22 protein-coding genes are annotated in these 22998 nt (G+C 74.1%); 9 read left to right on the plus strand and 13 right to left on the minus strand.

The genetic code is table 11. The annotated features are described in order from the left end of the window. Nucleotides 1–115 precede the first annotated feature (115 nt). A complete protein-coding gene (locus tag GA0070610_RS26065) occupies nucleotides 116–2191 on the plus strand; it encodes a SpoIIE family protein phosphatase (protein ID WP_089002481.1) in 2076 nt (691 codons plus the stop codon). Nucleotides 2192–3134: 943 nt separating this feature from the next. On the opposite strand, the gene GA0070610_RS26070 is transcribed toward GA0070610_RS26065, so the two are convergent. Beyond that, nucleotides 3135–4484: an FAD-binding oxidoreductase gene (locus tag GA0070610_RS26070; protein ID WP_089003750.1), complete on the minus strand. Its 1350-nt coding sequence runs from the start codon at nucleotides 4482–4484 to the stop codon at nucleotides 3135–3137. 90 nt (nucleotides 4485–4574) lie between these two features. Between GA0070610_RS26070 and GA0070610_RS26075 the strand changes: the two genes are divergently transcribed. Continuing rightward, complete coding sequence (locus GA0070610_RS26075) at nucleotides 4575–6671, plus strand: S9 family peptidase (protein ID WP_089002482.1); 2097 nt, start codon at nucleotides 4575–4577, stop codon at nucleotides 6669–6671. 53 nt (nucleotides 6672–6724) lie between these two features. Here the strand turns inward: GA0070610_RS26075 and GA0070610_RS26080 are convergent, their stop codons facing one another. Beyond that, the gene (locus tag GA0070610_RS26080) at nucleotides 6725–7666 is read right to left on the minus strand and encodes a threonine ammonia-lyase (protein WP_089002483.1); all 942 of its coding nucleotides are present in this window, start codon (nucleotides 7664–7666) and stop codon (nucleotides 6725–6727) included. Between the two features lie 142 nt (nucleotides 7667–7808). Here GA0070610_RS26080 and GA0070610_RS26085 point away from each other — a divergent pair, with 142 nt between their 5' ends. Continuing rightward, the gene (locus GA0070610_RS26085; RefSeq protein ID WP_089002484.1) at nucleotides 7809–7997 is read left to right on the plus strand and encodes a hypothetical protein; all 189 of its coding nucleotides are present in this window, start codon (nucleotides 7809–7811) and stop codon (nucleotides 7995–7997) included. A gap of 11 nt (nucleotides 7998–8008) precedes the next feature. Here the strand turns inward: GA0070610_RS26085 and GA0070610_RS26090 are convergent, their stop codons facing one another. The 9 genes from GA0070610_RS26090 to GA0070610_RS26130 all read right to left on the minus strand — a co-directional run bounded on the left by GA0070610_RS26090 (nucleotide 8009) and on the right by GA0070610_RS26130 (nucleotide 17074). Then, nucleotides 8009–10141: a bifunctional polysaccharide deacetylase/glycosyltransferase family 2 protein gene (locus GA0070610_RS26090; RefSeq protein ID WP_089002485.1), complete on the minus strand. Its 2133-nt coding sequence runs from the start codon at nucleotides 10139–10141 to the stop codon at nucleotides 8009–8011. A 2-nt stretch (nucleotides 10142–10143) separates the two neighbouring features. Then, the gene (locus tag GA0070610_RS26095; protein ID WP_089002486.1) at nucleotides 10144–10566 is read right to left on the minus strand and encodes a hypothetical protein; all 423 of its coding nucleotides are present in this window, start codon (nucleotides 10564–10566) and stop codon (nucleotides 10144–10146) included. Between the two features lie 271 nt (nucleotides 10567–10837). Beyond that, on the minus strand, nucleotides 10838–11413 hold the full coding sequence (locus GA0070610_RS26100; RefSeq protein WP_089002487.1) for a TIGR03086 family metal-binding protein: 576 nt from the start codon (nucleotides 11411–11413) through the stop codon (nucleotides 10838–10840). A 63-nt stretch (nucleotides 11414–11476) separates the two neighbouring features. Further along, nucleotides 11477–13015: a SpoIIE family protein phosphatase gene (locus GA0070610_RS26105; RefSeq protein ID WP_089002488.1), complete on the minus strand. Its 1539-nt coding sequence runs from the start codon at nucleotides 13013–13015 to the stop codon at nucleotides 11477–11479. Between the two features lies 1 nt (nucleotide 13016). Beyond that, nucleotides 13017–14345, minus strand: coding sequence for a sensor histidine kinase (locus GA0070610_RS26110; RefSeq protein ID WP_172896724.1), 1329 nt, complete (start codon nucleotides 14343–14345; stop codon nucleotides 13017–13019). Between the two features lie 29 nt (nucleotides 14346–14374). Beyond that, nucleotides 14375–15397: a SpoIIE family protein phosphatase gene (locus tag GA0070610_RS26115; protein WP_089003751.1), complete on the minus strand. Its 1023-nt coding sequence runs from the start codon at nucleotides 15395–15397 to the stop codon at nucleotides 14375–14377. Next, nucleotides 15394–15813, minus strand: coding sequence for an ATP-binding protein (locus GA0070610_RS26120; protein WP_089002490.1), 420 nt, complete (start codon nucleotides 15811–15813; stop codon nucleotides 15394–15396). Before GA0070610_RS26120 ends, GA0070610_RS26115 begins: the two co-directional genes overlap by 4 nt. Then, entirely contained in the window at nucleotides 15810–16217 is a 408-nt protein-coding gene (locus GA0070610_RS26125) for an STAS domain-containing protein (protein WP_089002491.1), read from the minus strand. The genes GA0070610_RS26120 and GA0070610_RS26125 overlap by 4 nt, the downstream gene beginning before the upstream one ends. Further along, the gene (locus GA0070610_RS26130) at nucleotides 16217–17074 is read right to left on the minus strand and encodes an STAS domain-containing protein (RefSeq protein ID WP_089002492.1); all 858 of its coding nucleotides are present in this window, start codon (nucleotides 17072–17074) and stop codon (nucleotides 16217–16219) included. Before GA0070610_RS26130 ends, GA0070610_RS26125 begins: the two co-directional genes overlap by 1 nt. A 162-nt stretch (nucleotides 17075–17236) precedes the next feature. Between GA0070610_RS26130 and GA0070610_RS26135 the strand changes: the two genes are divergently transcribed. Continuing rightward, nucleotides 17237–17593, plus strand: a complete 357-nt coding sequence (locus GA0070610_RS26135; protein WP_089002493.1) for an STAS domain-containing protein — start codon at nucleotides 17237–17239, stop codon at nucleotides 17591–17593. Nucleotides 17594–17602: 9 nt separating this feature from the next. Here the strand turns inward: GA0070610_RS26135 and GA0070610_RS26140 are convergent, their stop codons facing one another. Further along, entirely contained in the window at nucleotides 17603–18940 is a 1338-nt protein-coding gene (locus tag GA0070610_RS26140; RefSeq protein WP_089002494.1) for an MFS transporter, read from the minus strand. A 50-nt stretch (nucleotides 18941–18990) separates the two neighbouring features. On the opposite strand from GA0070610_RS26140, the gene GA0070610_RS26145 reads away from it, so the two are divergent. From GA0070610_RS26145 to GA0070610_RS26160, 4 genes are all read left to right on the plus strand, one after another. Beyond that, complete coding sequence (locus tag GA0070610_RS26145; RefSeq protein WP_089002495.1) at nucleotides 18991–19674, plus strand: FadR/GntR family transcriptional regulator; 684 nt, start codon at nucleotides 18991–18993, stop codon at nucleotides 19672–19674. Between the two features lie 39 nt (nucleotides 19675–19713). Next, entirely contained in the window at nucleotides 19714–20187 is a 474-nt protein-coding gene (mscL, locus tag GA0070610_RS26150) for a large conductance mechanosensitive channel protein MscL (protein ID WP_089002496.1), read from the plus strand. A gap of 81 nt (nucleotides 20188–20268) precedes the next feature. Then, the gene (locus GA0070610_RS26155) at nucleotides 20269–20517 is read left to right on the plus strand and encodes a hypothetical protein (protein ID WP_089002497.1); all 249 of its coding nucleotides are present in this window, start codon (nucleotides 20269–20271) and stop codon (nucleotides 20515–20517) included. A 108-nt stretch (nucleotides 20518–20625) separates the two neighbouring features. Continuing rightward, nucleotides 20626–21000 (plus strand): hypothetical protein, encoded by a 375-nt coding sequence (locus GA0070610_RS26160; protein WP_089002498.1) that lies wholly within the window; start codon nucleotides 20626–20628, stop codon nucleotides 20998–21000. A gap of 69 nt (nucleotides 21001–21069) precedes the next feature. Here the strand turns inward: GA0070610_RS26160 and GA0070610_RS26165 are convergent, their stop codons facing one another. Next, entirely contained in the window at nucleotides 21070–22347 is a 1278-nt protein-coding gene (locus GA0070610_RS26165; protein WP_089002499.1) for a benzoate/H(+) symporter BenE family transporter, read from the minus strand. 148 nt (nucleotides 22348–22495) lie between these two features. Here GA0070610_RS26165 and GA0070610_RS26170 point away from each other — a divergent pair, with 148 nt between their 5' ends. Beyond that, complete coding sequence (locus GA0070610_RS26170; RefSeq protein WP_231925816.1) at nucleotides 22496–22963, plus strand: helix-turn-helix domain-containing protein; 468 nt, start codon at nucleotides 22496–22498, stop codon at nucleotides 22961–22963. The last annotated feature ends 35 nt before the right edge of the window (nucleotides 22964–22998 follow it).

Consider the following 22998-nt stretch of genomic DNA (forward strand, 5'->3'; position numbering starts at 1 on the left):
GCGCCCCGCAGAACGGGCCAGTCGTCAGGAGATGCCGGCCACAGATGCGTGATCGACGGGGTGGGAGGTGGGGAGTGGCTTGGCAGTCGCGCGGGTGGCGGTGGAGGATACGGGGATGTCGGCGGAGACGGGGCCCGCGGCGACCGGGGGCCGAGACGAGCACGTCCGGCGTGTCAGGCTCCCCGCAGACCGGCGTACGCCCGCCGCCGCACGGGCCCTCGTGCGGTCCGTCCTCACCGAGGCCCACCTGGACGGGTTGGCCAACGAGGCCATGCTGCTCACCACCGAGCTCTCCACCAACGCCGTGGAGCACGCCCGCACCGAACTGGACATCGAGGTGGTCGCCGACCCGGTCGGGATCACCGTCACCGTGTCCGATTTCGCCGCCGGCCCCGTGGAGGAGCTGATCGTCGGCGTCCGCAACGACGCCACCGACATCGACGAGGTCTCCGAACGCGGTCGGGGGCTGCTGCTCGTCGACCACTTCGCCAGCCGCTGGGGCACCACCTACCTGCCCACGGGCAAGGGGGTCTGGTTCCGGCTGGACCTGCCCGACCCGGGCGGGCGCGACCGGGTGGCGGGCAGGCCCGCCGCCGCGACCGCCGGGGGCGGCACGCCGACGATCCCCGAGAGCTCCGCGCCGAGCGCCGGGGCCATGAGCGAACTGATGCAGACCACCCCCGACCCGTACGCCGAGGATCCGTTGCCCGACTTCGCAACCAGCCTGCTCACCCGGGTGGCGGAGATGGTCGGCGCGGCGGGCGGGGTGGTACGGCTGGACCGGGGCGACGGGCAGGGCATCCAGGTGCTGGCCCGGTACGGCCGCCAGCCCCGGCCCGGCAACGAGCTGCTCCGGGTGCCGCTGGCCGTGCACCGTCCGTACGCCGGCGAACTGGAGCTGGACGCGGCCCCGTCGGCGTACGCGCGGCCGCTGGCCGTGCTGATGGCCGAGCGGCTCTCGCTGCACCTGGAGAACGACCGGCTACGCCGGGCGGACGTCCGCCGGCAGGCCTGGCTGACCTTCCTCGCCGAGGCCAGCGAGCTGCTCGCGCAGTCGCTCGACGTCGAGTTGACCATGGCGCTCGTCCCGCAGCTCGTGGTGCCCCGGCTCGGGCAGTGGTGCGCGGTGCACACGACCGACGAGTGGGGCCGGCTGCGCCTCGCGGCGGCCAGCCACGCCGACGAGTCGGTGCTGCCCCAGCTGCACCAGGTGCTCGAGGAGACCGGGCCAGACTCGGTCCAGGCCCGGCTACGCGAGGCGTCGCGCAACGGCGCCCAGATGCCGCTCGGCGCGCCGATGGAGGGCTTCGCCGTCCCACTGATCGCCCGTGGCCAGCGGCTGGGCACGTTGGCCGTCGGCCGGCACCAGCGGCACCGGCACGACCCGGACGAGGTCGCCGTGCTGGAGGACGTCGCCCGGCGGTCGGCGCTGGCGATCGAGAACGCCCGCATCCACGCCGAGCGTCGGCGCGTCGCGCACACCCTCCAGCAGTCGCTGCTGCCGCCGGTGCTGCCGGTGGTCGAGGGCATCGGCTTCGCCGCCGAGTACGTCCCGACCGGCGGCGACGTCGACGTCGGCGGCGACTTCTACGACGTGGTGCCCCTGCCGGACGGCCGCTGGCTGGTGGTGATCGGCGACGTGTCGGGCAAGGGCGTGCAGGCGGCGACGGTCACCGGCCTGGTCCGCGACGTCATCCGGGTGCTGGTGGGCGACGGCAAGCCGCTGCCGGAGGCGCTGGCCCGGGTCAACGAGACGCTGTTCGAGCGGGGCGGCGGGCGCTACTGCACGCTGGCCCTGGCGGCGGTGGGCCCCGGCGACGGCGACCAACTGGACGTCTCCCTGCACCTCGCCGGCCACGACCGGCCGGTCCTGCTGCCCGCCCGGGGCGGGGCGCGTTTCGTCGGCACCGGCGGCACCGCGCTCGGCCTGCTCGACTCGATCGCCTCCCCGACGGCGGTGGTGCCGCTCGATCCGGGCGACGCGCTGGTCTTCTACACCGACGGGGTCACCGAGCGGCGGCGCGGCCGGGAGCTGTTCGGCACCGACCGGCTGCGCGACGCCGCCGCCCCGCTGGCCGGCTACTCGGCCGACGTGATCGCGGCCCGGCTCCGCTCGACGGCGATCGGCTTCTCGACCGAGGCGCCGCGCGACGACATCGCCATCCTGGTGCTGCGCAACGACGCCAGCTGACATTTGCACTTCACCTGGACTCGGGCCTGATCTGCCAATATTCAATTGGCACCCCGCCCACGTCGACCTCCAATTGCCACAGGCCACGAGCGGCCATCCTTCGGCGAGCGCCACCACCATGGATGACGACTCGAACACCGAAAGTGAGGGATGGTCGAGGCTGCGGCAGCCCTAGTTGATCACCACGAGGGCGATCTGAGCGAGAAGCTTAAATGGAGTGACTGAGATCACAGGAGGCCCTACAACGTCCGCTATAGTCACATTTCATGCATTTCATATGGCACACTTCTTCTCACATTCCGAGAAGATGCAGATCCGCCACTCGCCTTAGTGATATTCAATAACGCGCCCACGCGCGGGTGCGCACGCCCGGGGGCACGGGCGCGTGTGCACGCGCGATCCAAAAGGCGTATACGCGCGCGCACGCGCGCACGCGAGCAGCGCACATAACTGCGTGCGGCCAGAGAGCCTTTAGGCGAATACGCACGCACGCAACGCGCGATTATCACTCCAATTGCCGTCCGGCAACCCGCTCCAATCGACCCACCGGGGTCGGAAACGGAGTGACTTGACGGCCAATCTGCCAGCCGTTCAAATTGGCACTGGTCAGACCAGAGGATGTCCAGATCGGGTTCGCCTGGACACAAAGAGAACGCCCGGCTGCCACCGGGCGTCCTCGACGACTCCGGTCACCTGACATGTCACCGCAGGCAGGAGGAGCCTTGACGACCGTAACAAGCAACGAGAAGCGGGACAACGAGACGCCGGCTCGGCACCGGTTGGTACTGGCATACCTGAGGACACTGCCCGCCACGCTGACCGGTGTGGCTGCCCTCATCGCGGCATTGGCCGCACTGTGGAATCGCTGACGGGCCAGTGAACGTGACCGGGCCTGATCTTCAAGGGCCCGGTCACGGCGTCCGCACGTGGCATCTCGGCCCGGTCAGAGGCCGCCGGGGAGGCGGCCCGGGGCGAGGCGGTGGTGGGGGTCGAGGTGCGCCTTGGCCGCGCGCAGCCGGGCCAGCCCGGCCAGCTCGCCCCACAGGTCGACGGCCCGCCGGACGGCCGGCGGCGCGGAGACCACCACGCACCGGCCCTGCCGGGCGAGGAGCACGCCGCGGACGGCGGCCAGGATCGACGCCACCCGGTCGGGCGACATGGCGCCGGGCAGGGCCGCGTGCACCACGCCGAGGCCGGCGGAGCCGCGCACCGGGACGGGCCCGCCGGCGGCGTCGCGCAGCGCGTAGACGGCGGCGTGCAGGTCGGCGATGGGCACCTCGATCCGCAGCGCCGTGTCGCCCGGGCCGAACGGGTAGCGCCGCCACCAGTCGGGTGCGGCGTGACTCGCGGCCGCGCCCGGGCCGAGCAGCGCGACGAGCCGGTCCGCGCGCTCGGCCACGTCGGCCGGACCGCCCTCCAGCAGCACCACCAGCCGCCCGGCACCGCCCGGGCCGCCGCGGACGCGCCCCGCCATGGACGGGTGCGCGGCCATCGCGGCGGCCCGGGTGCCCTGGCGCGGCCGGGATCCCGCGCCGGCCGGCAGGTCGAGCTCGACCGCCGCCGGGTCGAGGCGCGCGGCGAGCACGGTGCGGATCAGGTCGTGCACCTCCAGCGGGGTCCAGACGGGTCGGCTGACCCAGATCCGGCCCGCCGGGACGGCCTGCACCCGCAGGGTCGCGGAGACCAGCACGCCGAGCGCTCCCTGCGAGCCGCAGAGCAGGCGGGCCAGTTCCAGACCGGCGGCGCCACCCCCGGCGTCGACCAGCTCGCCGTCGGCGTCGAGGTAGCGCACCCCGACGAGCTGGTCGCAGGGGCTGCCGTGGCGGTGCCGCAGCGGCCCCGCCTCGCCGGCGGCGAGCACGCCGCCGAGGGTGGCGCCGGGCGAGGGGGCGTCGAGCGCCAGGCGTTGCCCGGTGCGCTCCAGCGTGGCCTGCACCGCGCGCAGCGGGGTGCCCGCCCCGACCTGCGCGGTGGGCGAGCCGGCCGGCTCGTGGCCGATCCCGGCGAGCCGGCCGGTGTCGAGCATGATGTCGACCCGGTCGGGGGCGGCACCCCAGTCGATCTTCGTGCCGGCCCCGCGCGGCACCACCGTCAGGTCGTGCCGGGCGGCGAGCCGCAGCACCTCGGCCGCGGCGTGCGCCCCACCCGGGACGGCGACCCAGCGGGCCGGGCGGCCGGCCACCTCGTCGGCGGGGCCGGCGAAGCGGGCGAACGGCGGGCCGCAGATCTCGGTCAACCGCCGGGTGATGTCGAGGGCTCCGGGCCGGTCGGTGGAACTCGCTGCAGCCGCCATGCCGGCCATCGTACACATGTTCGAAAGATGTGGCGGCGGGTCGTCGACGAGGCCGCGCGGCGGGCGGCGCGCGGCCGGTAACGTGACGCCGTGACCACCGAGACCCCCGTGCCCACGGCGAAGCGGGTGCCCAGCGAGCGCACCCACCACGGCGACACCGTCGTCGACGAGTACGCCTGGCTCACCGCCAAGGACGACCCGGAGACGATCGCCCACCTCACCGCCGAGAACGCGTACACCGAGGCCCGCACGGCGCATCTCGAAGGGTTGCGCGCCGAGCTGTTCGAGGAGATCCGCCGACGCACCCAGGAGACCGACCTGTCGGTGCCCGGCCGCAAGGGCGGCTACTGGTACTACACCCGCACGGTCGAGGGCCAGCAGTACGGCGTGCAGTGCCGCCGGTCGGTCCGCGACGGCGAGACCGAGCCGCCCGTCAGTGTGGACGGCGCTCCGCTCGACGGCGAGGAGGTGCTGCTCGACGGCAACGTGCTCGCCGAGGGGCACGACTTCTTCTCGCTCGGCGCGTTCGACGTCAGCCCGGACGGGCGGTGGCTGGCCTACTCCACCGACTTCTCCGGCGACGAGCGGTTCACGCTGCGGGTCAAGGACCTCGCCACCGGCGAGCTGCTACCCGACGAGGTCCCCGGCACGTTCTACGGCACCGCCTGGTCCGCCGACGCCTCCGTGCTGTTCTACGTGACGGTGGACGAGACGTGGCGCCCCAACCGGGTCTGGCGGCACACCCTGGGCACGGCGTCCACCGAGGACGTGGTGGTCTACCAGGAGGACGACGAGCGGTTCTGGGTCGGCGTGGAGCTGACCCGTTCGGAGCGGTTCGTCCTCATCGACGTGCACAGCAAGATCACCAGCGAGGTGCTGGTGATCCCGGCCGGCAACCCGACCGGCGCGCCGGCGTCCGTGGCGCCCCGGCGGCAGGGCGTGGAATACACCATCGAGCACCACGGGCACCGCTTCCTGATCCTGCACAACGACGGCGCCGAGGACTTCGCGCTGGCCTGGACCTCGGCGGACGCGCCCGGCGACTGGGTGCCGCTGATCGAGCACTCGCCCGGCACCCGGCTGGAGGCGGTCGACGCCTTCGCCGACCACCTGGTCGTCTCGCTGCGCACCAACGGGCTGACCGGGCTGCGGGTGCTGCCCGTCGGCGGCGGCGACGCGTACGACATCGACTTCCCGGAGCCGCTCTACAGCGTCGGCCTGCACGACAACCCGGAGTACCGCACCGGGCAGATCCGGCTCCGCTACGCCTCGCTGGTCACCCCCGACTCGGTCTACGACTACGACCTGGTCACCCGGCAGATGGTGCTGCGCCGGCAGAAGCCGGTGAAGCCCGGGCCGGACGGGCGGGCGTACGACCCGGCCGACTACGAGCAGCACCGCGACTGGGCGCTCGCCGACGACGGGACCCGGGTGCCGATCTCGCTGGTCTGCCGGGCCGGCACCCCGAAGGACGGCTCCGCCCCCTGCGTCATCTACGGCTACGGCTCGTACGAGGCGAGCATGGACCCGTGGTTCTCCATCGCCCGGCTCTCCCTGCTGGACCGGGGCGTCATCTTCGCCGTCGCGCACATCCGGGGCGGCGGCGAGCTGGGCCGCAGCTGGTACGACCAGGGCAAGCTGCTGGCCAAGAAGAACACCTTCACCGACTTCGTCGCCTGCGCCCGGCACCTGGTCAAGGCGGGCTGGACGGCGAGCGACCGGCTCGTCGCCCGGGGCGCCTCGGCCGGCGGGCTGCTGATGGGCGCGGTCGCCAACATCGCCCCCGACGCGTTCGCCGGGATCGTCGCGCAGGTGCCCTTCGTGGACGCGCTCACCTCGATCCTCGACCCGTCGCTGCCGCTGACCGTCACCGAGTGGGAGGAGTGGGGCAACCCGCTGGCCGACCCGGAGGTCTACGCGTACATGAAGTCCTACACGCCGTACGAGAACGTGCGGGCGGTGGACTACCCGGCGATCCTCGCGGTGACCAGCCTCAACGACACCCGCGTGCTCTACCACGAGCCGGCGAAGTGGATCGCCCGGCTGCGGGCGGTCGCGCCGCAGGGCGACTACCTGCTCAAGACCGAGATGGGCGCCGGCCACGGCGGCCCCAGCGGCCGTTACGACTCCTGGCGCGAGGAGGCGTTCGTCAACGCCTGGATCCTCGACCGCCTCGGCCGCGCCTGAGCAAGGTCGGGCGGGGCCCCTCCTCACGCCGGGAGGGGCCCCGCCCGACGCTCTCAGCCGAGGACGCCGGCCAGCACCGCCGGGTCGACGTTGCCGCCGGTCACCACGGCGACCGTACGACCGGGCGGCAGCTCGGCGGCGCGGAACAGCCGGGCGGCCACGGCCACGGCACCGCTCGGCTCCACCACCAGGCGGGAGTCGCGCACCAGGCGGCCCATCGCGGCCCGGATCTCCTCCTCGGTCACCGTGACGATGCGGTCCAGCCGGGCCCGCAGGTGGGCGAGGGTCAGCTCGGACGGCGGCAGACGCAGCCCGTCGGCCATCGTCCGGTAGGTGCGCTCCTCGCCCCAGACCACCACCGAGCCGGCCGCCAGCGAGTCCCGCGCGTCGGCGGCGAGTTCCGGCTCGACACCGATCACCGTCGCCGCCGGGCGCAGGGCGGTGACCGCGGTCGCGACGCCGGAGGAGAGCCCGCCGCCACCCACCGGCACCAGCACCACGTCGACGTCGGGCAGGTCCTCGACGATCTCCAGCCCGACCGTGCCCTGCCCGGCCACGATCCGCCGGTCGTCGAAGGGCGGCACCAGCACCGCACCCGTCGTCGCGGCGATCCGCTCCGCCTCCGGGCCGCGTCGCGGGGGCGGCACCAGCAGCACCTCGACGCCCAGCGCGCGGATCCGGTCGACCTTGGCCGCCGGGGCGCCCTCGGGCACCACGATCCGGCACGGCACACCGGCCGCGCGGGCCGCGTACGCCAGCGCCAGGCCGTGGTTGCCCGACGAGTGGGTGACCACGCCGCGCGCCCGCTCCTCGGGCGTCAGCCGGGCCACCGCGTGGGTCGCCCCGCGCAGCTTGAACGACCCCACCGGTTGCAGGCTCTCCGGCTTGAGCCACAGCTCCGCGTCCCATCCGGTGCGCAGCAACGGGGTACGCAGCACGGTGCCCGCGATGTCGGCGGCGGCGTTGCGGACGTCGGTGATCGAGACCAGCTCCATCGCCCCATCCTGCCCGACGCGCGGGGGCACCACGGGTCCTGGATCGCCCGGTCGCCGCGCGGCACGTGGGCCGACCGAGGCGTGTCCACCCGTCCGGGCGTCGGCGCCCGGTGGGCCGCCCGTCGGTGCCTAGACTGCCGGAGTGACCGGGGCCGGGGTGGACGACGACGAGGCGGCCGAGGACGTGCCGGCGGCGGGATGGCGGGCGGCGGCGCGCGACCGTCGGGTCTGGGCGATCCTCGCGGTGGTCGCGTTCCTGCTGGTGTGCTGCTGTTCCACCGCCGCCGGAACGCTGCTCGCGCTCTCCGCCGGCCTGTTCACCGCCGGTTGACGCGCCAGGCGTCAGAAGGGCGCCCGTCCCTGCGTCCCGACCAGTGCGGCCGCCTCGCCGGTGCGTACCATCCGCTGCCAGCGCAGCCGGTTGCCGACCAGCGCGGTGACCACCGACTGCACCACCACCAGGTACATCACCTGCCGGTAGATCAACTGCTGGAACGGCAGACTCCACAATGGACCGAAGCGTTCCCGGTCCAGTCGCAGCGCGTACGCGGCGGTGAGCGCCTGGAGCAGCAGCAGCCCCGCCCAGGCCAGAACCAGTGTCGACCAGGGCAGGAACAGCAGGCCGTAGACGGCGTAGACGTCCACCGCCGGGGCTGCCAGCGGCAGCACGATCTGGAACACCGTCAGGTACGGCAGGCCGCGCCGGCCGAGCCTGCCGCCGGCGCCCCGCTCGCGCAGCGCGTGCCGGTGCTTCCACATCGCCTGCATCGTGCCGTAGCACCAGCGGTAGCGCTGCCGCCAGAGCTGCCGCAGCGAGGAGGGCGCCTCGGTCCAGGCGATGGCAGCCTCCTCGTAGACCACCCGCCAGCCGGCCCGCAGCACCTTCATGGTGAGGTCGGTGTCCTCCGCCAGCGTGTCCGCGGGCACCCCGCCGACGGCGAACAGCACCTCGCGGCGGAACGCGCCGATCGCGCCGGGGATCGTCGGCATGCACTCCAGCACGTCGTACATCCGGCGGTCTAGGTTGAAGCCGATCACGTACTCCAGGTGCTGCCAGCGGCCGAGCAGCCGGCGCCGGTTGGCGACCTTGGTGTTGCCGGAGATGGCCCCCACCGTGGGGTCGGCGAAGCCCTGCACCAGCCGGTGCACGGTGTCCGGCTGGAAGACGGTGTCGCCGTCGACCAGCACCAGCAGGTCGGCGCGGGCGGCCCGGATGCCGGTGTTCAGCGCCGCCGGCTTGCCCGCGTTGGCCTGCCGGACGACCCGCACCCCGCGCAGGCGGAGCCGCTCGACGATCCCGGCGGTGTCGTCGTCGGACCCGTCGTCCACGACGATCACCTCCAGCGCGGGATAGTCACTGGCCACCAGCGACCGGACGGTCGCGGCGATGTTCGCGGCCTCGTTGTAGGCCGGCACGATCACCGACACCGGGGCGGTGACCGTCGGCGGCACCCGCCTCGGTCGGCGGACCCGCCGCACGTGCACCTGGGCGCAGGCCACCTGCACGACCAGCCGGGCCACGCCCAGCACCAGCGCTACCCCGAGCAGCAGGTCCATCGCCCCGGCCAGCCAACCGGCGCCGGCCTGGGTCCACCGCAGGGCGTGGCCGCTCAGCCGACTGCCCCCGCCCGCCGGCACCATGGAGGCCGGCGCGTCGATCCCCCCGGAGACGGTGGTGAACCGGTAGCCCTGCCGGGTCAGCCCGGGCAGCAGCCGGTCGAGGGCGGCCACCGTCTGGGCCCGGTCGCCGCCGCCGTCGTGCATCAGCACCACCGCGCCGCGCCCCCGTTCCGGGGTGGCGGCCTCGACGATGGCGGGTACGCCCGGCCGCTGCCAGTCCTTGGTGTCCCTGTCGGCGAGCACGGCGACGTGCCCGGTGCCGGCGGCGGCGCTCAGCGCGGCGTACTCGGGACCGGTCAGCGCCGACGGCTGGGACGAGAACGGCGGCCGGAGCAGGGTGACCTCGCGGCCCACCGCCCCGGCGACCGCCTTGCGGGTCAACGAGAGCTCCAGGTCGCGCCGCCAGTCCGGGGCGGAGCCGAGGTCGGCGTGGGTGAAGCTGTGCGAGCCGATCTCGTGCCCCTCGGCGAGGATCCGGCGGACCAGCTCCGGATGCTCGTTGACCCGGGCGCCGACCACGAAGAAGGTGGCGCGCGCGCCGTGCCGGCGCAGCGCGTCGAGGACCTGCGGCGTCCACCGCGGGTCCGGCCCGTCGTCGAAGGTCAGCGCGACCGTACGGTCGGGCATGGCCCGGCTGACCGGCCGGTCCTGGTCGAGCCGCAGCACCGGCCCGCCGGTGACGACCTCCTTCGGCACCGCCGGCCCGGCGGACGTGTCCGCCCGTGCCCCGCCGGAGCCGCCGGCGAGCCCGGTGACCAGACCGTCGACGGTGAGCGCCGCCAGCAGCAGCGCCAGCCCGAGCAGGAGCAGGACCCAGTGTGCCCGCGGGTCCCGGCGGGCGATGTGCCGCCCCACCGCTACCTCGGCTTGCCCGGGGACCGGCTGGGCTTCGCGGTGCGCCGTTCGTCGCCCCGGCCCGGCTCGTCGGACCGGCTCGGCCGGACGGTGGGAACGCCGGTGGCCGGGGCGGTGCCGTCGCCGGCCGTGCGGGTGGGAACCGGGACCGAGGTGCTGGTCACGGGCGACGGACGGGGGCGGGCCGGTGGCCCGCCGCCCATCTCGCCGCGGACGTCCGCCTCGGCTTCGCGCGGTGCCGCCGGGCGGGTGTCCGACCAGCCGGGCAGCGACACCGACGAGTCCATGAAGAGGCCGGCGGCGATCAGGCCGAGGCTCGTGAGCAGGCCCAGACCCATCGCGGTGCCGGCGATCACCGTGAGCCGGCGCCGCCGTCCGGTCCGGTCGACGAACACCGGCGGCGCTCCGCCCGGCTGGTTGCGCATTTACTGACTCCCGCTGCCGCACACACCGGGGGCCGTCGGACCCCCGCCGGGCCCGTCGGCCGGGCCTCCGAGCAGACAGCGTCCGGGTCGCCGCCGGCGTTACAGCTCAGGTCGTCCGCAGCTCCTCCACCGCCGTGCTCGCGCGCAGGAACAGCAGGCCCACCCCGAGGTGGACACCGCGTCACCACTCACCGGGTGAATCGTGACGGTGAAGGAGGCCCGCGCGGCGGGGCGCCGCGCGGGCCCGTGGCTGAGGTGGGCTAGATCAGGCTCAGTCGAGCGCCGACCAGCCCGGGTCCCGTCCCGTCAGGGCGAGCAGGCGGTCGATCTCCGGGGCATCCGACGACGACGTGCCCACCGGCGCCGCGAAGACGCCCCGCTCCCGGGCCGTCGGCCCCAACTGCTCGGTCAGGGCGCACAGCGGGGGCAGCACCTCGGGAGCGGGCTGGTACGGCTGCCCGGTGGCGACGGCCAGGTCCCAGGCGTGCACGGTCAGATCCAGCAGCACCATGCCGCCGACCGTCTCCTGTGGCAGCCCCAACCCGGGCGAGACGCCATCCAGCACGGCCGGGTCCGACCACGCCTCGACCAGCTTCGCGGTCTCCGCCTCGAACCGGTCCCGCCAACCCTCGGCCAGATGGTCGGGCTTCTCCGCCCACTCCGGCTGCCGCCTGTGCGCGAGGGCCTGGAAGTTGACCACCACGTCGTGGAGGTGGTTGAGCAGGTCGCGCACCGTGTAGTCGCTGCACGGGGTGGGCAGGTCCAGTTGGTCGTCCGAGATGCCCCGGACCACCGCGACGGCGCGGGGGGCCGTGGCTGCCAGCAAGTCACCAGTCTTCGTGGCCATGGGCTCAGGGTACGAGGATGCCCCCGGCGTTGCCGCCCCCCGCGAGGCCGACCGGAGGCCGGCTCAGTTGCGGCGCAGGGCGACCACGGCGACGTCGTCGTGGATCTCCGGCGGAGCCAGCTCGACCAGGAGCCGCTCGCAGAACCGGTCCAGGGCGTCGTCGACCCGGCCGGCGGAAGCGGCCAGGGCGGCCAGCCCGTCGTCGATCGTGGCGTCCCGGCGTTCGATCAGGCCGTCGGTGTAGAACACCAGCGTCGCCCCGGCCGGCAGCACGAACTCCAGGTCGGGCGGCCGGGGCGCGCGGACCCCGAGCAGCGGGGCCGAGTGCTGCACGAACTCGACCTTGCCGTCGAGGCTGAGCAGCGGCGGCAGGTGACCGGCGCTGGCCAGCCGGATCCGGCCGCTGGGCGGGTGCAGCAGCAGTACGCAGATCGTGGCCAGCTCGTTCGGCAGCAGGGTGCGCATCAGCTCGTTGACCCGTTCCAGGATCTCGCCCGGCTGGTGCCCCTCCACCGCGTACGCCCGCACCGCGTGCCGCAGCTCGGCCATCACCGTCGCGGCGTGCAGCGAGTGGCCGGCCACGTCGCCGATCGCCAGCAGCAGGTGGCCGTCGAGCATCACCAGCTCGTAGAAGTCGCCGCCCACCTCGGTCTGCGCGCTCGCCGGCTCGTAGCGCACGGCCAGGTCGAGCCCGCTGACCTGCGGTATCCGGCGCGGCAGCAGGCTGCGCTGGAGGGTCACCGCGATGCGGTGCTCCTCGTCGAAGGAGCGCTGCGCCTCCACCGCCGCCGCCACCGCCTGGGCGAGCTGCCGAAGCACGGGGGTGCGGGCGGTCTGCGTGGCGGTGGGCACGACGACGTAGAGCGGCGCGCGGTCCTCGCGCAGCCGGGCGGCGGCCACCGTGACCGTGTCGTCCGCCGGCCACTCGATGAGTCCCCAGGCGGCCGGATCGTCCACCCGGACCGTCGTCCCGGTCGGCACCCCGGTGTCGTCGACGATCCAGGGGACGATCGTGGCCGCGCCGTCGGAACCGTCCGCGATTCCGGCGAGACAGTCGCCGTCGAACGTCTCGGCGACCACGGCGGCCGGACTCTTGAAGATCTGCGCGGCGCCGGCCGCCGCCGCCTCCAGCAGCCTCGCGAAGTTCGGGGCGGAGTGCACCGCCATGGTGGTGTCGGCCAGCCCGAGGAGCCGTTCGGCGAGCAGTTCCGCGCGCTGCCGGGCCCGGTAGTAGCGCAGCACCGCGTGGGAGGTGGCGACCAGTTCCTCCGGCTCGATCGGCTCCGCCAGGTACGCGTCCGCGCCTCGGGTCAGTCCCTGCGCCCGGTCCGTCACGTCCACCGCGTGCGCGGACACGTGGATCACCGGCATCGCCGGGTGCGCCGACTTGATCCGTTCGCAGACGTCGAACCCGTTCAGGTCGGGCAGCCGCACGTCGAGCACCACGAGATCGATCGGGTCCACCCCGACCCGGGCCAGCGCCTCGCCGCCGCTCTCCGCCTCCAGCACCGCGAAGCCCGCACGGGAGAGCCAGCTCACCAGGAGATAGCGCTTGGTGGGGCTGTCGTCGACCACCAGGACCGTCGCCGGGCCGCCCTCCACGTCACGCTCCGCCTACAGGCAGGGTGACGGTGAACGTGCTGCCCCGGCCCGGCTCGCTGGACACCACCAGGCTGCCGCCGAGCAGGGTCACCAGCCGCCGCGCGTACGGCAGGCCGAGGCCGGTGCCGCCGACCCGGGTGGCGCCGGGCACCTGGTAGAACTCCTCGAAGATCCGCTCGTGCAACTCCGGGGGGATGCCCGCGCCGGTGTCGGAGACGGCCAGCGACCACTGGTCGTCCCGCCGCTCCGCCCGCAGCCGGACCTGCCCGCGCTCGGTGAACTTGAGCCCGTTGTGCAGCAGGTTGCGCAGGACCTGGGCGAGCAGCACCTCGTCGGTGCGCAGCGTCGAGGGCACGGGCGGCTCCTCCACCACCAGCTCGACGTCGGGCCGGGTGGCGAGGGCGCGCAGCGTGCCGCGCAACTGGCCGAAGACCGGCCGCAGGTCGACCTCGCTCCAGTCGGGCTCGATCCGGCCCGACTCGGCCTTGGCCAGGTCGAGCAGCTCGTTGACCAGCGTGAGGAGGTCACCCGCCGACGAGCGGATCAGCCCGACCTGGCGGGCCTGCTCGGCGGTGAGCGGGTCGGAGGCGGAGTCGCCCAGCAGCCGGCCCAGCCCCATGATCGCGGTGACCGGGGCCCGCAGCTCGTGGCTGACGTTCGCCAGGAACCGGCTCTTCGACTCGCTCGCCGCGCGCAGCTGGGCCGACTTCTCGTCCAGCTCGGCGTAGAGGGCGACCACGCCCCGGTTGGTCTCCTCCAGCTCCTCGGTGAGCTGGTTGTAGAGCGCCATCACGCCCCGGTTGGTCTCGGCCAGCTCCTCGTTCAGGACGGCCAGCTCGTCGCGCTGGCTGCGTACCTCGTCGAGGGCGGCGATCAGTTGCGCGTTCTGGGCGGCCAACTCGTCCAGGGCGCTGCCCGGCGCGTTCCGGTCGAGCTCGGCGCGCAGCTCGGCGAGACGCTCGGGGGTCAGCACCTCTGCGGTGACCGGGACACGTCGGGACATCCTCACGACCGTATCCCCCTCCCGTGGCACCACGCTCAACTTGTCCACCAACCGCGCCACCGCGCCGGACCGCGGCTCGTACCGCCCGTCGGGCAGCGGACGCACCGGGAGGAGGTCCACCCGCAGGTGCCGCCTGCCGTCGGCGGGATCACCGACGAGGACGAACGCCACCTCCGCCCCGCCGGCCGAGTGCAGCAGGTCGCGGGCCACCTCGCTGAGCGCCGTGGCGATGCGTACCTGGTCCTGGTGTTCCAGCCCCACCGCGGCGGCGACCTCGCGGCCCCGCTGCCGGACGACGAAGATGTCGTGTTCGACCCGCAGCGCCATCGTCAGCAGGGGCGCCCCGGCGGGCCCGGTCACGACCATCCCCGCGCGACCAGGACGCACGCGTCGTCGCGACGCGTGCCGGCGTCCCGCAGCAGCGTCGCGGCCACCACCAGGGGCGACCGGTCGACGAGACCGGGATAGTCGGCGAGCTGCCAGCGGTCGACCACCCCGTCACTGTGCATGACCAGCAGGGTGTCGGCCTCGAAGGGGTAGTCGTACTCCCGGATCGGGGGGCGCTGGTGCCCGGCGATGCCGGGCAGCGAGACCAGGCCCCGCCGCTTGCCGTCGGCGCCGATCACGGCGGCGGAGATGTTGCCCAGCCCCGAGTAGCGCAGCACGCCGGCCGACGGATCCGGCTCGGCCACCGCGAGCGCCGCGCCCCGGGTGTGCGACATCGAGCGGTGCAGGTGCGCGACGACCGCCGCCGGCGCCCCCGCCGGTGCCTTACGGAACGCGTCGAGCGCGGCGTCGGTGGCGGCGGAGGCGAGCGGCCCGTGTCCCAGGCCGTCGCAGACCAGCACCTGACGACGGCCCTCGACGATCCGCCACGCGTACCCGTCGCCACTGACCGACTCCCCGGCCAGCGGCCGGCTGAGCGCGCCGACCCAGGGCCACCGCTCGTGCCCGCCGGGGCGGTTCGGCCAGATCTGCACGGCCAGCACCGTGCCGCGCTCCGGTCGGGAGTAGCCGTCGAACCAGGTGGCCTGCCGGACGATCGCGCCGAGGCCGATGCCGAGCGTCCCGGCGGTGGAGTGCCCGTCCTGGGAGGAGGCGGTGAGGTCGGCCATCCCCGGCCCGGTGTCGAGGGCGACCAGTTCCACACCGGCCTCCCCGTCGCGCCGCACCGGACGCAGCAGCAGGACACCGTCGTCGGCGTGCTTGACCAGGTTGCTGGTCAGCTCGGCGGCGACGATGGCCAGGTCGGCGGTGCGGTCGGCACCCAGATCGAGCTGGACGCCGAGCCGCTCGGCGGCCCGACGCACCGTGCTGGCCGCGCTGCCGTTCTCGACCCGGAACCAGACTCCGCGGTCGGAGACCGCGTCGTCGTTCATCGGGACCACTTGGTGACCGTGATCCTGGTTCCCTCACCAACGGCGGTCTGGATGTCGAACTCGTCGACGAGCCGGCGTGCGCCGCTGAGCCCGAGACCGAGCCCGCCGCCGGTGGTGTAGCCGTCGGTCAGCGCCAGGTCGAGGTCGGCGATGCCCGGGCCGGAGTCGGCGAAGACGATCCGCACGCCCCGCCGCCGGCCGTTGTCGACCGTGGCCACCTCGACCGTGCCGCCGCCGCCGTACACCAGGGTGTTGCGGGCCAGCTCGCTCGCCGCGGTGACGACCTTGGTCTGGTCGACCAGCGAGAGCTTGACGGCCACCGACACCGTACGCACCAGCTGTCGGACGCGTACCACGTCCTCGTCGCTGCGGATCGCCTGCGCCTGCGGCTGGCCCAGGTCGACTCCGGCGGTCATGACAACGCCGTCGTCTCGGCGTCCGGTTCGTCGTCGAACGCGAGCTCGTCGGCGTGGGCCGCCGCGATCAACTCCATGCCCCGCTCGACGTTGAGCGCCGTCCGGATGCCGTTGAGCGACAGGCCCAGCTCGACCAGGGTGATGGCGACGGCGGGACGCATGCCGACCACGACCGTCTCCGCGTCGAGCACCTTGGAGATCGAGGCGATGGTCGACAGCATCCGCCCGACGAAGGAGTCGACGATGTCCAGGGCGGTGATGTCGATGATCACACCGTGGCAGCCGGTGGCGACGATCCGCTCCGCGAGGTCCTCCTGGAGCTGGACCGCCGTCTGGTCGGACATGTCGACCTGGATGGAGACCAGCAGGATGTCGCCGATCTTGAGGATCGGCACCCGTTCCATCAGGCCTCCCGGCGCTGGCGGCGGCCGGTCTCGACCCCGGTGAGCCGGAGCACGTGCCGCAACGCGTCGGCGAGGCTGGCCTTGGTGGCGATGTCGCCGAACTCGATGCCCAGCGCCACGATGGTCTGCGCGATCTGCGGCCGGATGCCGGAGATGATGCAGTCGGCGCCCATCAGCCGGGCGGCCACCACGGTCTTGAGGACGTGCTGGGCGACCTGGGTGTCCACCGCCGGTACGCCGGTGATGTCGATGATCGCGTAGGGCGAGCCGGTGTCGACCAGGGTCTGGAGCAGCCGCTCCATCACCACCTGGGCCCGGGCCGAGTCGAGGGTGCCGACCAGCGGCACGGCGACCACGCCCTCCCAGAGCTTCACCACCGGGGTGGACAGCTCCAGCAACTGCTCCGCCTGGTCGGCGATGAGGCTCTCGCGGGTGCGCACGAAGCTCTCGAAGGTGAACAGACCCATCTGGTCGATCAGCCCGGAGAAGGCGACGTAGTCGCGCAGCCTCTCGGAGCCGCCCTCGGCCTCCAGCAGCTCCAGCAGCACCTCCTTCAGCGCGAACACGCTGATCGCGGTCTCGGAGGCGGAGAAGCCCTGCCGGGCGCGCCCCCTGGACAGCTCGGAGAGCACGGCGCGCAGCTCCGTGGCCTGCTCTGAGTCCAGGTCGACGGCGCCCTGCTCACTCGCAGTGATCATGCTAGAGTGCAGCTCCTGCACCTGCCGACGCAGCTCGCCCTGGCTGAGCCGCCCGCGCAGGGACGCGGCGACGATCTCCGTCCAGCGCTGCGTGACCCGCTCGGCGTGACCGGTCAGCAGACCGGCCAGCCGGTTGCCTTCCTCCGTGCTCAACGCCATGGTGAACCCCCTTCGACCTCGACGGCGGACTCTATCACCGGAGGCCGGAGCGCTAGTTGCCGCAGGGCAAACGAATGAGCACGGCCACCGGATACCGCCTCCCGTTCTGCGTACCACCCCGATGGTGGGATACCGTTTCCCCGATAACAGGAGGTCTGGCGAATGTCCTTGACGGTGCACACGGAACAGCGCGGCGACGTGGTCGTCGTCTCGGTCGCGGGCGAGCTGGACATGGCGACCGCACCGCAGCTTCAGGACCAGATCACCGACCTGCTCGACAAGGGTCGCAGCCGACTCGTCTTCGATCTGGCGAACGTCTCGTTCTGCGACTCCACGGGGCTGTCGGTGTTCGTCCGGGCCAAGAACAGCTGCGACGAGGCCGGCGGCGTGGTGCGGCTGGCCGCCCCGCAGCGGGGCGTGCTGCGCATCCTCGAGGTGAGCGGCCTCGTCGAGGTGCTGCACACCTACCCCACGGTCGAGCAGGCCGTGGCCGGCGACCCCACGCCCGCCACCTCCTGACGGTTCCCCTCACGCCTCGTCCTCGATGTGCCGGGGACGGGCGATCACCATGCCCGCGCCGGTCTGCACGGCGAGTGCCACCAGCAGGAACCCGATCGGGACGGTCCACCCGCCGGTGGTCCCGTAGAGGATGCCCACGAGCAGCGGCCCCAGCGCGGCGATGAGATACCCGACGCTCTGGCTGAACGCGGAGAGCGCCACCGTCCCCTCGGCGGTGCGCGCGCGCAGCCCGATGGTGGCCAGGATCATCGGGAAGGCGCTCTGCCCGATCGCGAGCAGCACCACCCAGAGCAGCGCCCCGTCGTGCGGCGCGACGGCCATCCCGACGTAGGCGAGGGCCATCGCGGCGGAGAGCGTCAGCACCAGCGGGTGCAGGGTGCGCAGCCGCCCGGCCAGGGTGGGCATCAGCAGCGCGATCGGCACGCCCAGGGCGGTCACGCCGGCGAGCAGCAGGCCCGCGTCCTGCGGTCGGTAGCCGGCGTCGCGGAAGAGCTGGGCCAGCCAGCCCATGATCGCGTAGGCGCCGAGCGACTGCGTCCCGAAGTAGACCGCCATCGCCCAGCCGAGCCGGGTCCGCCCGGGCCGGATCCGCCCGGGGCGGGACGCCGCCGCCGTCGGGGTCGCCGCCCGTCGGGCCGCGCGCGCCCGCAGCGCCAGGGGCACCCACGGGAGTACGGCCACCATGGCCAGCCCGGCCCAGACGGCGAGCCCGGCCCGCCAGGTGCCGAAGAGGTGCGCCACGGGCACCGCCGCCGCGGCGGCCACCGTCGCGCCCACCGTCAGCGTCATCGAGTACGCCCCGGTGACCAGTCCGATGCGGTGCGGGAAGTACTGCTTGACCAGGAGCGGGAGCAGGACGTTCGCCACCGCGATCCCGGCCAGCGCGAGGGCGCTGCCGGCGATGAAGACCAGCGCGGAGTCCGTGCCGACCCGGACGAGCTGCCCGGCGGCGAGGATCAGCATCGCCACCACCAGCACCCGGGCCGGGGAGTGCCGGCGGACGAGCCGGGGCGTGAGCGACCCGAAGACGGCGAAGGCCACCGCGGGCAGGGTGGTCACGACCCCGGCCAGCGCCCCGGAGAGGGCCAGGCCGCCGCGTACCTCGTCGAGCAGGGCGCCGAGGCTGGTGATGGCGGCCCGCAGGTTGAGCGCCACGAGCAGCATGCCGACGAGCACGAGCAGCCCACCGGCGACCGGTCCGGCCGGCGCGGGGGTGGCGCCGACGGGGCCGGCGGCAGGAGCCGTCGCATCCGCCGGCGCGGGCACGTCGTCCGGCCCGGCGATCGTCTCCCGCGCGGAACGCGGCGAGGTTCCGGCGTCGACAGCGGCGGTGGTTGGCGGGGTCATGCGTCCGAACCTACAATCATGGGATGAATTCCTGGCGGGTGTTGTAACCAGTGCCACCGTCGGTTGATTCCGCCGCCGCGCCGCCCCGGGGGCACCGGGTGCGGCAGACCATCGCGCAGCTCAGGGAGCGGATCCTCGGTGGCGAGTGGGCTGTCGGCGGACGGATCCCCACCGAGCCGCAACTCGTCGCGGCGCTCGGCGTGGGGCGCAACACCGTCCGCGAGGCGGTACGGGCGCTGGTGCACGCCGGGGTGCTGGAGTGCCGGCAGGGCTCCGGGACGTACGTGGTGTCGACCGACGAGCTGGCCCCGGTGGTGGCCAGACGGCTCACCGCCGACCGGATGGCCGAGGTGGTCGAGGTGCGCCGCGCCTTCGAGGTGGAGGCCGCCCGGCTCGCCGCGCTGAGGCGTACGGCCGAGGACCTGGCGGCCCTGGACGGCGCGCTCGCCGCCCGCGAGGCGGCCTGGCGCGACGGCCGGTTCGACGAGTTCGTGGCGGCCGACGCGGCGCTGCACACCGCCGTGGTCGCGGCGGCGCACAACGGCATGCTCGCCGAGCTGTACGCCTCGGTCGGCACCGCGCTGCACAGCACGATCGCCCAGTCGATGGGCGGCGCGCTGGAGCCGGAGCGCTACGCCGACCACTCCCGGCTGGTCGAGGCGATCCGGGCCGGCGATGCGGACCGGGCGGCGATCGAGGCCGGCGCTTTTCTGGAGCCCACGCCCGGGGCATAGGTTGTGCCGGACGAAAGACCGGACACCTCGGGAGTACGGATGTTCAAGGGCTTCAAAGAATTCATCATGCGCGGGAACGTCGTCGACCTGGCGGTCGGTGTCGTCATCGGCGCCGCGTTCACGGGCGTGGTCACCCAGCTCACCAAGTCGTTCCTGGAACCGCTGATCCGGGTCTTCGTGCTGCTCATCACCGGCAGCGACAAGGGCCTGGCCGGCACCGCGCCGATGTTCCGCGGCATCGCCTTCGACTGGATCGCGTTCGTCAACGCGCTGATCACGTTCCTGCTCACCGCGGCGGCGCTCTACTTCCTCGTGGTGTTCCCGATGAACAAGCTGGCCGAGCGGCGCAAGCGGGGCGAGGAGCCGCCGCCGAAGGCGCCGAGCGAGGAGGTCAGGCTGCTCACCGAGATCCGCGACGCCCTGGTCGCCGCCGGGCACACCACCCCCGGGCAGCAGCGCGGCGCGCTCGACGACGTGCTCGGCCGCCGGGAGGAACCGCCCACCCCGCGCTGAACCCGGCGCACGCACATCGGCCCCTGCGGGAATCCCGCAGGGGCCGCACATTTTCGTACGTCTGTTCGATAGAGTCCCGCCATGGAGCAGCGGAAGCACTGGTGGAACGGGAAATGGGGCCGGCTGGCCCGGCGCGACGTCTTCCTCCGGGTGGACGGCGACCGGTGGCACGTCGAGCAGCGCGCCGGCGGCTCCGAGGGCGTCTCCCGCTTCTACGAGCACGGCACCGCCGACGAGGCCGAGGAGACGGTCCGAGCACTGCTCCAGGGCACCGACACGTGGCGCGAGCTCTCCCCCCGCCCGCCGAGCGCCTGGTCCCCGGAGTCCTGACCGGTACGCCACCACGAGATCTTGGACAGTTGCCGTTCGGCCCGAGCGACAACTGTCCAAGATCTCGACGATGGTTTAGCCGGAGCGGGGGCCGGGAACCGCGCCAGGATGGAGCAGCAGGGCACCGAGCGGCAGACGACAGTTTCCCGGGTCACCACGGGCATGCGGGTGATCGACGTCGACGGCACCGAGTTCGGCACCGTCGACCTCGTCCAGCGGGGCGACCCGAACGCGGTGACCGTGCAGGGCCCCACCGCCGACCCGGGCAGCAGCCTCGACGAGCTGATCGAGTCGACGGCGGTCGAGGAGCCGGACGTGCCGGCCGACCTGGCGGCCCGCCTGCTGCACAGCGGCTACCTGAAGGTCTCCACCGACCTGGCCCGCACCGGCGCCGTCTACGTGCTCGCCGAGCAGATCGCCGCCGTCGCCGACGGCCAGGTCCGCCTCGACGTCCCCGCCGGCGACCTGCCGCCGGAGGAGTGACGCGCCACTCCGACCGCCGACGCGCCACTCCGACCGCCACAGCCGCACGCCATCGCGGCCGGCGGACGCTCAGTCGCCGTCGGCCCGGCCACCGCTTGGCGACGAGGCGACCGCGACGGAGTCCGGCCCGGGTGACGCCGGCCGTGGCGGCGCGGTCGCGGGTTCGGATGGTGGTTCCGGCGCGGTTGGCCCGTCGGAGCGCCGGCGGAAGAGCAGGAGCATCACCCCGCCGGCGACCAGGCCCCAGAACGCGCCACCCACGCCGAGCAGGGCCACCCCGGAGGCGGTCACCACGAAGGTGACCACCGCGGCCTCGCGGGCCGCCGGCTCCGCCAGCGCGGAGGTGAGCGCGGTGGCCAGCGCGCCGAGCAGCGCCAGCCCGGCGACCGCCTCGATCAGCACCGGCGGGGCGAGCGCCACCAGCGCGGTGGCCGCCCCGGCGCCCAGCCCCAGCAGGGCCAGCCCGATCCCGGCGGTGACCGAGGCGATCCAGCGACGGTCGGGGTCCGGGTGGGCGTCCGGGCCGGCGGCCAGGGCGGCGGTGATCGCGGCGAGGTTGACCGCGTGCCCACCGGCGGGCGCGGCGACCACGGTGGTCAGCCCCGTGGCGCGCAGCGCGGCGCCGAAGGGTGGACGGTAGCCGTAGCCGACCAGCACCGCCATTCCCGGTACGTTCTGTGCGGCCATGGTGACCAGGAAGAGCGGCAGCGCGAGGCCGACCATCGCGGAGACGTTCCAGGCCGGGGCGGTCAGCTCGACCACGGGCAGTAGCCGCGCGCCGCCGAGCCCGGAGACCGGGGTGGTCAGCGCGATCGCCGCCACCGCGACGACCAGCGCGCCGGGCACCGCCCAGCGGCGGGCGAACCGGTGCAGCAGCAGCCAGGCCAGCACCACTGGGACGGCCAGCCGGGGCACCTCGACCAGCGCGCGGACGGGGGCGGTGCACAGCGGCAACAGGACCCCGGCGAGCATCGCGCCGGCGATCGGCCGGGGGATCGCCGCGACGGCCCGCCCGAGCGCGGGGAACAGCCCGGCGGCCACGATCAGCGCGCCCGAGACGAGGAACGCCCCGACGGCGACGGGCCACCCGCCGGGCATCGCACCGGTGGCGACCAGCAGCGCCGCGCCCGGGGTGGACCAGGCCACGCTCATCGGGATCCGGTGCCGCAGGCCCAGCCACACGGCGGAGAGCCCGGAGGCCACGCACACCGCCAGCAGCCCGGAGGCGGCCTGCGCGTCCGAGGCGCCGACGGCCCGCAGGCCGGCCAGCACCACCGTGAACGAGCTGGCGAACCCGACCAGCGCGGTCACCACGCCCGCCAGCACCGGTTGCGACCGTCCCGCCATCCCACTCCCCCGACCGTTCCGTTTACGGAACAAGAACCTGTAGCACCATAGCGGGGTGCCGCAGACGTCACCAGTCCACCGATCGGCCCCCGATCCGGGCGCCGAGGCCGTCGGTCGCCGGGTACGCGCCCTGCGCGAGGAGCGCGGGATGTCGCTGTCCGCCCTCGCCCGGCTCGCCGGGGTGGGCAAGGCGACCCTCTCCGGCCTGGAGAACGGCACCCGCAACCCGACCCTGGAGACGCTCTACGCGATCACCGCGCAGCTCGGCGTACCGCTGACGGCCGTGCTCTCCGGCCCGGCGGCCGGGCCGGTCGTACGCGGCGCCGCCGTCAGCGCCATCCTGCTGGAGGTCTTCGAGGACGGCGACGCCACCTACGAGCTGTACCGGATGCTGGTCGCGCCCGGCCCCGAGCAGCTCTCCCCCGCGCACCAGCGGGGCGTCACCGAGCACGTCACCGTCTTCTCGGGCGTGCTGCGCGCCGGCCCGGTCGACGCGCCGCTGACCGCCGCCGCCGGCGGGCACCTGCGCTGGACCTCGGACGTGCCACACGTGTACGCGGCCGTCGGCGACGAGGAGGTCGCCGCCAGCCTCCTGCTCCGCTACCCCCGCCCCTGAGCACCCGTCGGCGACGCGGGCCGCGCCGGCCCGGC

Origin of the sequence: Micromonospora echinofusca (genome assembly GCF_900091445.1) — a bacterium.
Lineage (GTDB): Bacteria > Actinomycetota > Actinomycetes > Mycobacteriales > Micromonosporaceae > Micromonospora > Micromonospora echinofusca.

What these genes read in the sequence shown, in the direction of transcription:
- GA0070610_RS26065 (WP_089002481.1), top strand. Translation starts at nt 116, where the DNA reads ATGTCGGCGGAGACGGGGCCCGCGGCGACCGGGGGCCGAGACGAGCAC.
- GA0070610_RS26070 (WP_089003750.1), bottom strand. Translation starts at nt 4,484, where the DNA reads ATGGCGGCTGCAGCGAGTTCCACCGACCGGCCCGGAGCCCTCGACATC.
- GA0070610_RS26100 (WP_089002487.1), bottom strand. Translation starts at nt 11,413, where the DNA reads ATGGCCACGAAGACTGGTGACTTGCTGGCAGCCACGGCCCCCCGCGCC.
- mscL (WP_089002496.1), top strand. Translation starts at nt 19,714, where the DNA reads ATGTTCAAGGGCTTCAAAGAATTCATCATGCGCGGGAACGTCGTCGAC.
- GA0070610_RS26135 (WP_089002493.1), top strand. Translation starts at nt 17,237, where the DNA reads ATGTCCTTGACGGTGCACACGGAACAGCGCGGCGACGTGGTCGTCGTC.
- GA0070610_RS26110 (WP_172896724.1), bottom strand. Translation starts at nt 14,345, where the DNA reads ATGGCGCTGCGGGTCGAACACGACATCTTCGTCGTCCGGCAGCGGGGC.
- GA0070610_RS26160 (WP_089002498.1), top strand. Translation starts at nt 20,626, where the DNA reads ATGGAGCAGCAGGGCACCGAGCGGCAGACGACAGTTTCCCGGGTCACC.
- GA0070610_RS26080 (WP_089002483.1), bottom strand. Translation starts at nt 7,666, where the DNA reads ATGGAGCTGGTCTCGATCACCGACGTCCGCAACGCCGCCGCCGACATC.
- GA0070610_RS26165 (WP_089002499.1), bottom strand. Translation starts at nt 22,347, where the DNA reads ATGGCGGGACGGTCGCAACCGGTGCTGGCGGGCGTGGTGACCGCGCTG.
- GA0070610_RS26170 (WP_231925816.1), top strand. Translation starts at nt 22,496, where the DNA reads ATGTCGCTGTCCGCCCTCGCCCGGCTCGCCGGGGTGGGCAAGGCGACC.
- GA0070610_RS26120 (WP_089002490.1), bottom strand. Translation starts at nt 15,813, where the DNA reads ATGACCGCCGGAGTCGACCTGGGCCAGCCGCAGGCGCAGGCGATCCGC.
- GA0070610_RS26155 (WP_089002497.1), top strand. Translation starts at nt 20,269, where the DNA reads ATGGAGCAGCGGAAGCACTGGTGGAACGGGAAATGGGGCCGGCTGGCC.
- GA0070610_RS26125 (WP_089002491.1), bottom strand. Translation starts at nt 16,217, where the DNA reads ATGGAACGGGTGCCGATCCTCAAGATCGGCGACATCCTGCTGGTCTCC.
- GA0070610_RS26130 (WP_089002492.1), bottom strand. Translation starts at nt 17,074, where the DNA reads ATGGCGTTGAGCACGGAGGAAGGCAACCGGCTGGCCGGTCTGCTGACC.
- GA0070610_RS26115 (WP_089003751.1), bottom strand. Translation starts at nt 15,397, where the DNA reads ATGAACGACGACGCGGTCTCCGACCGCGGAGTCTGGTTCCGGGTCGAG.
- GA0070610_RS26095 (WP_089002486.1), bottom strand. Translation starts at nt 10,566, where the DNA reads ATGCGCAACCAGCCGGGCGGAGCGCCGCCGGTGTTCGTCGACCGGACC.
- GA0070610_RS26140 (WP_089002494.1), bottom strand. Translation starts at nt 18,940, where the DNA reads ATGACCCCGCCAACCACCGCCGCTGTCGACGCCGGAACCTCGCCGCGT.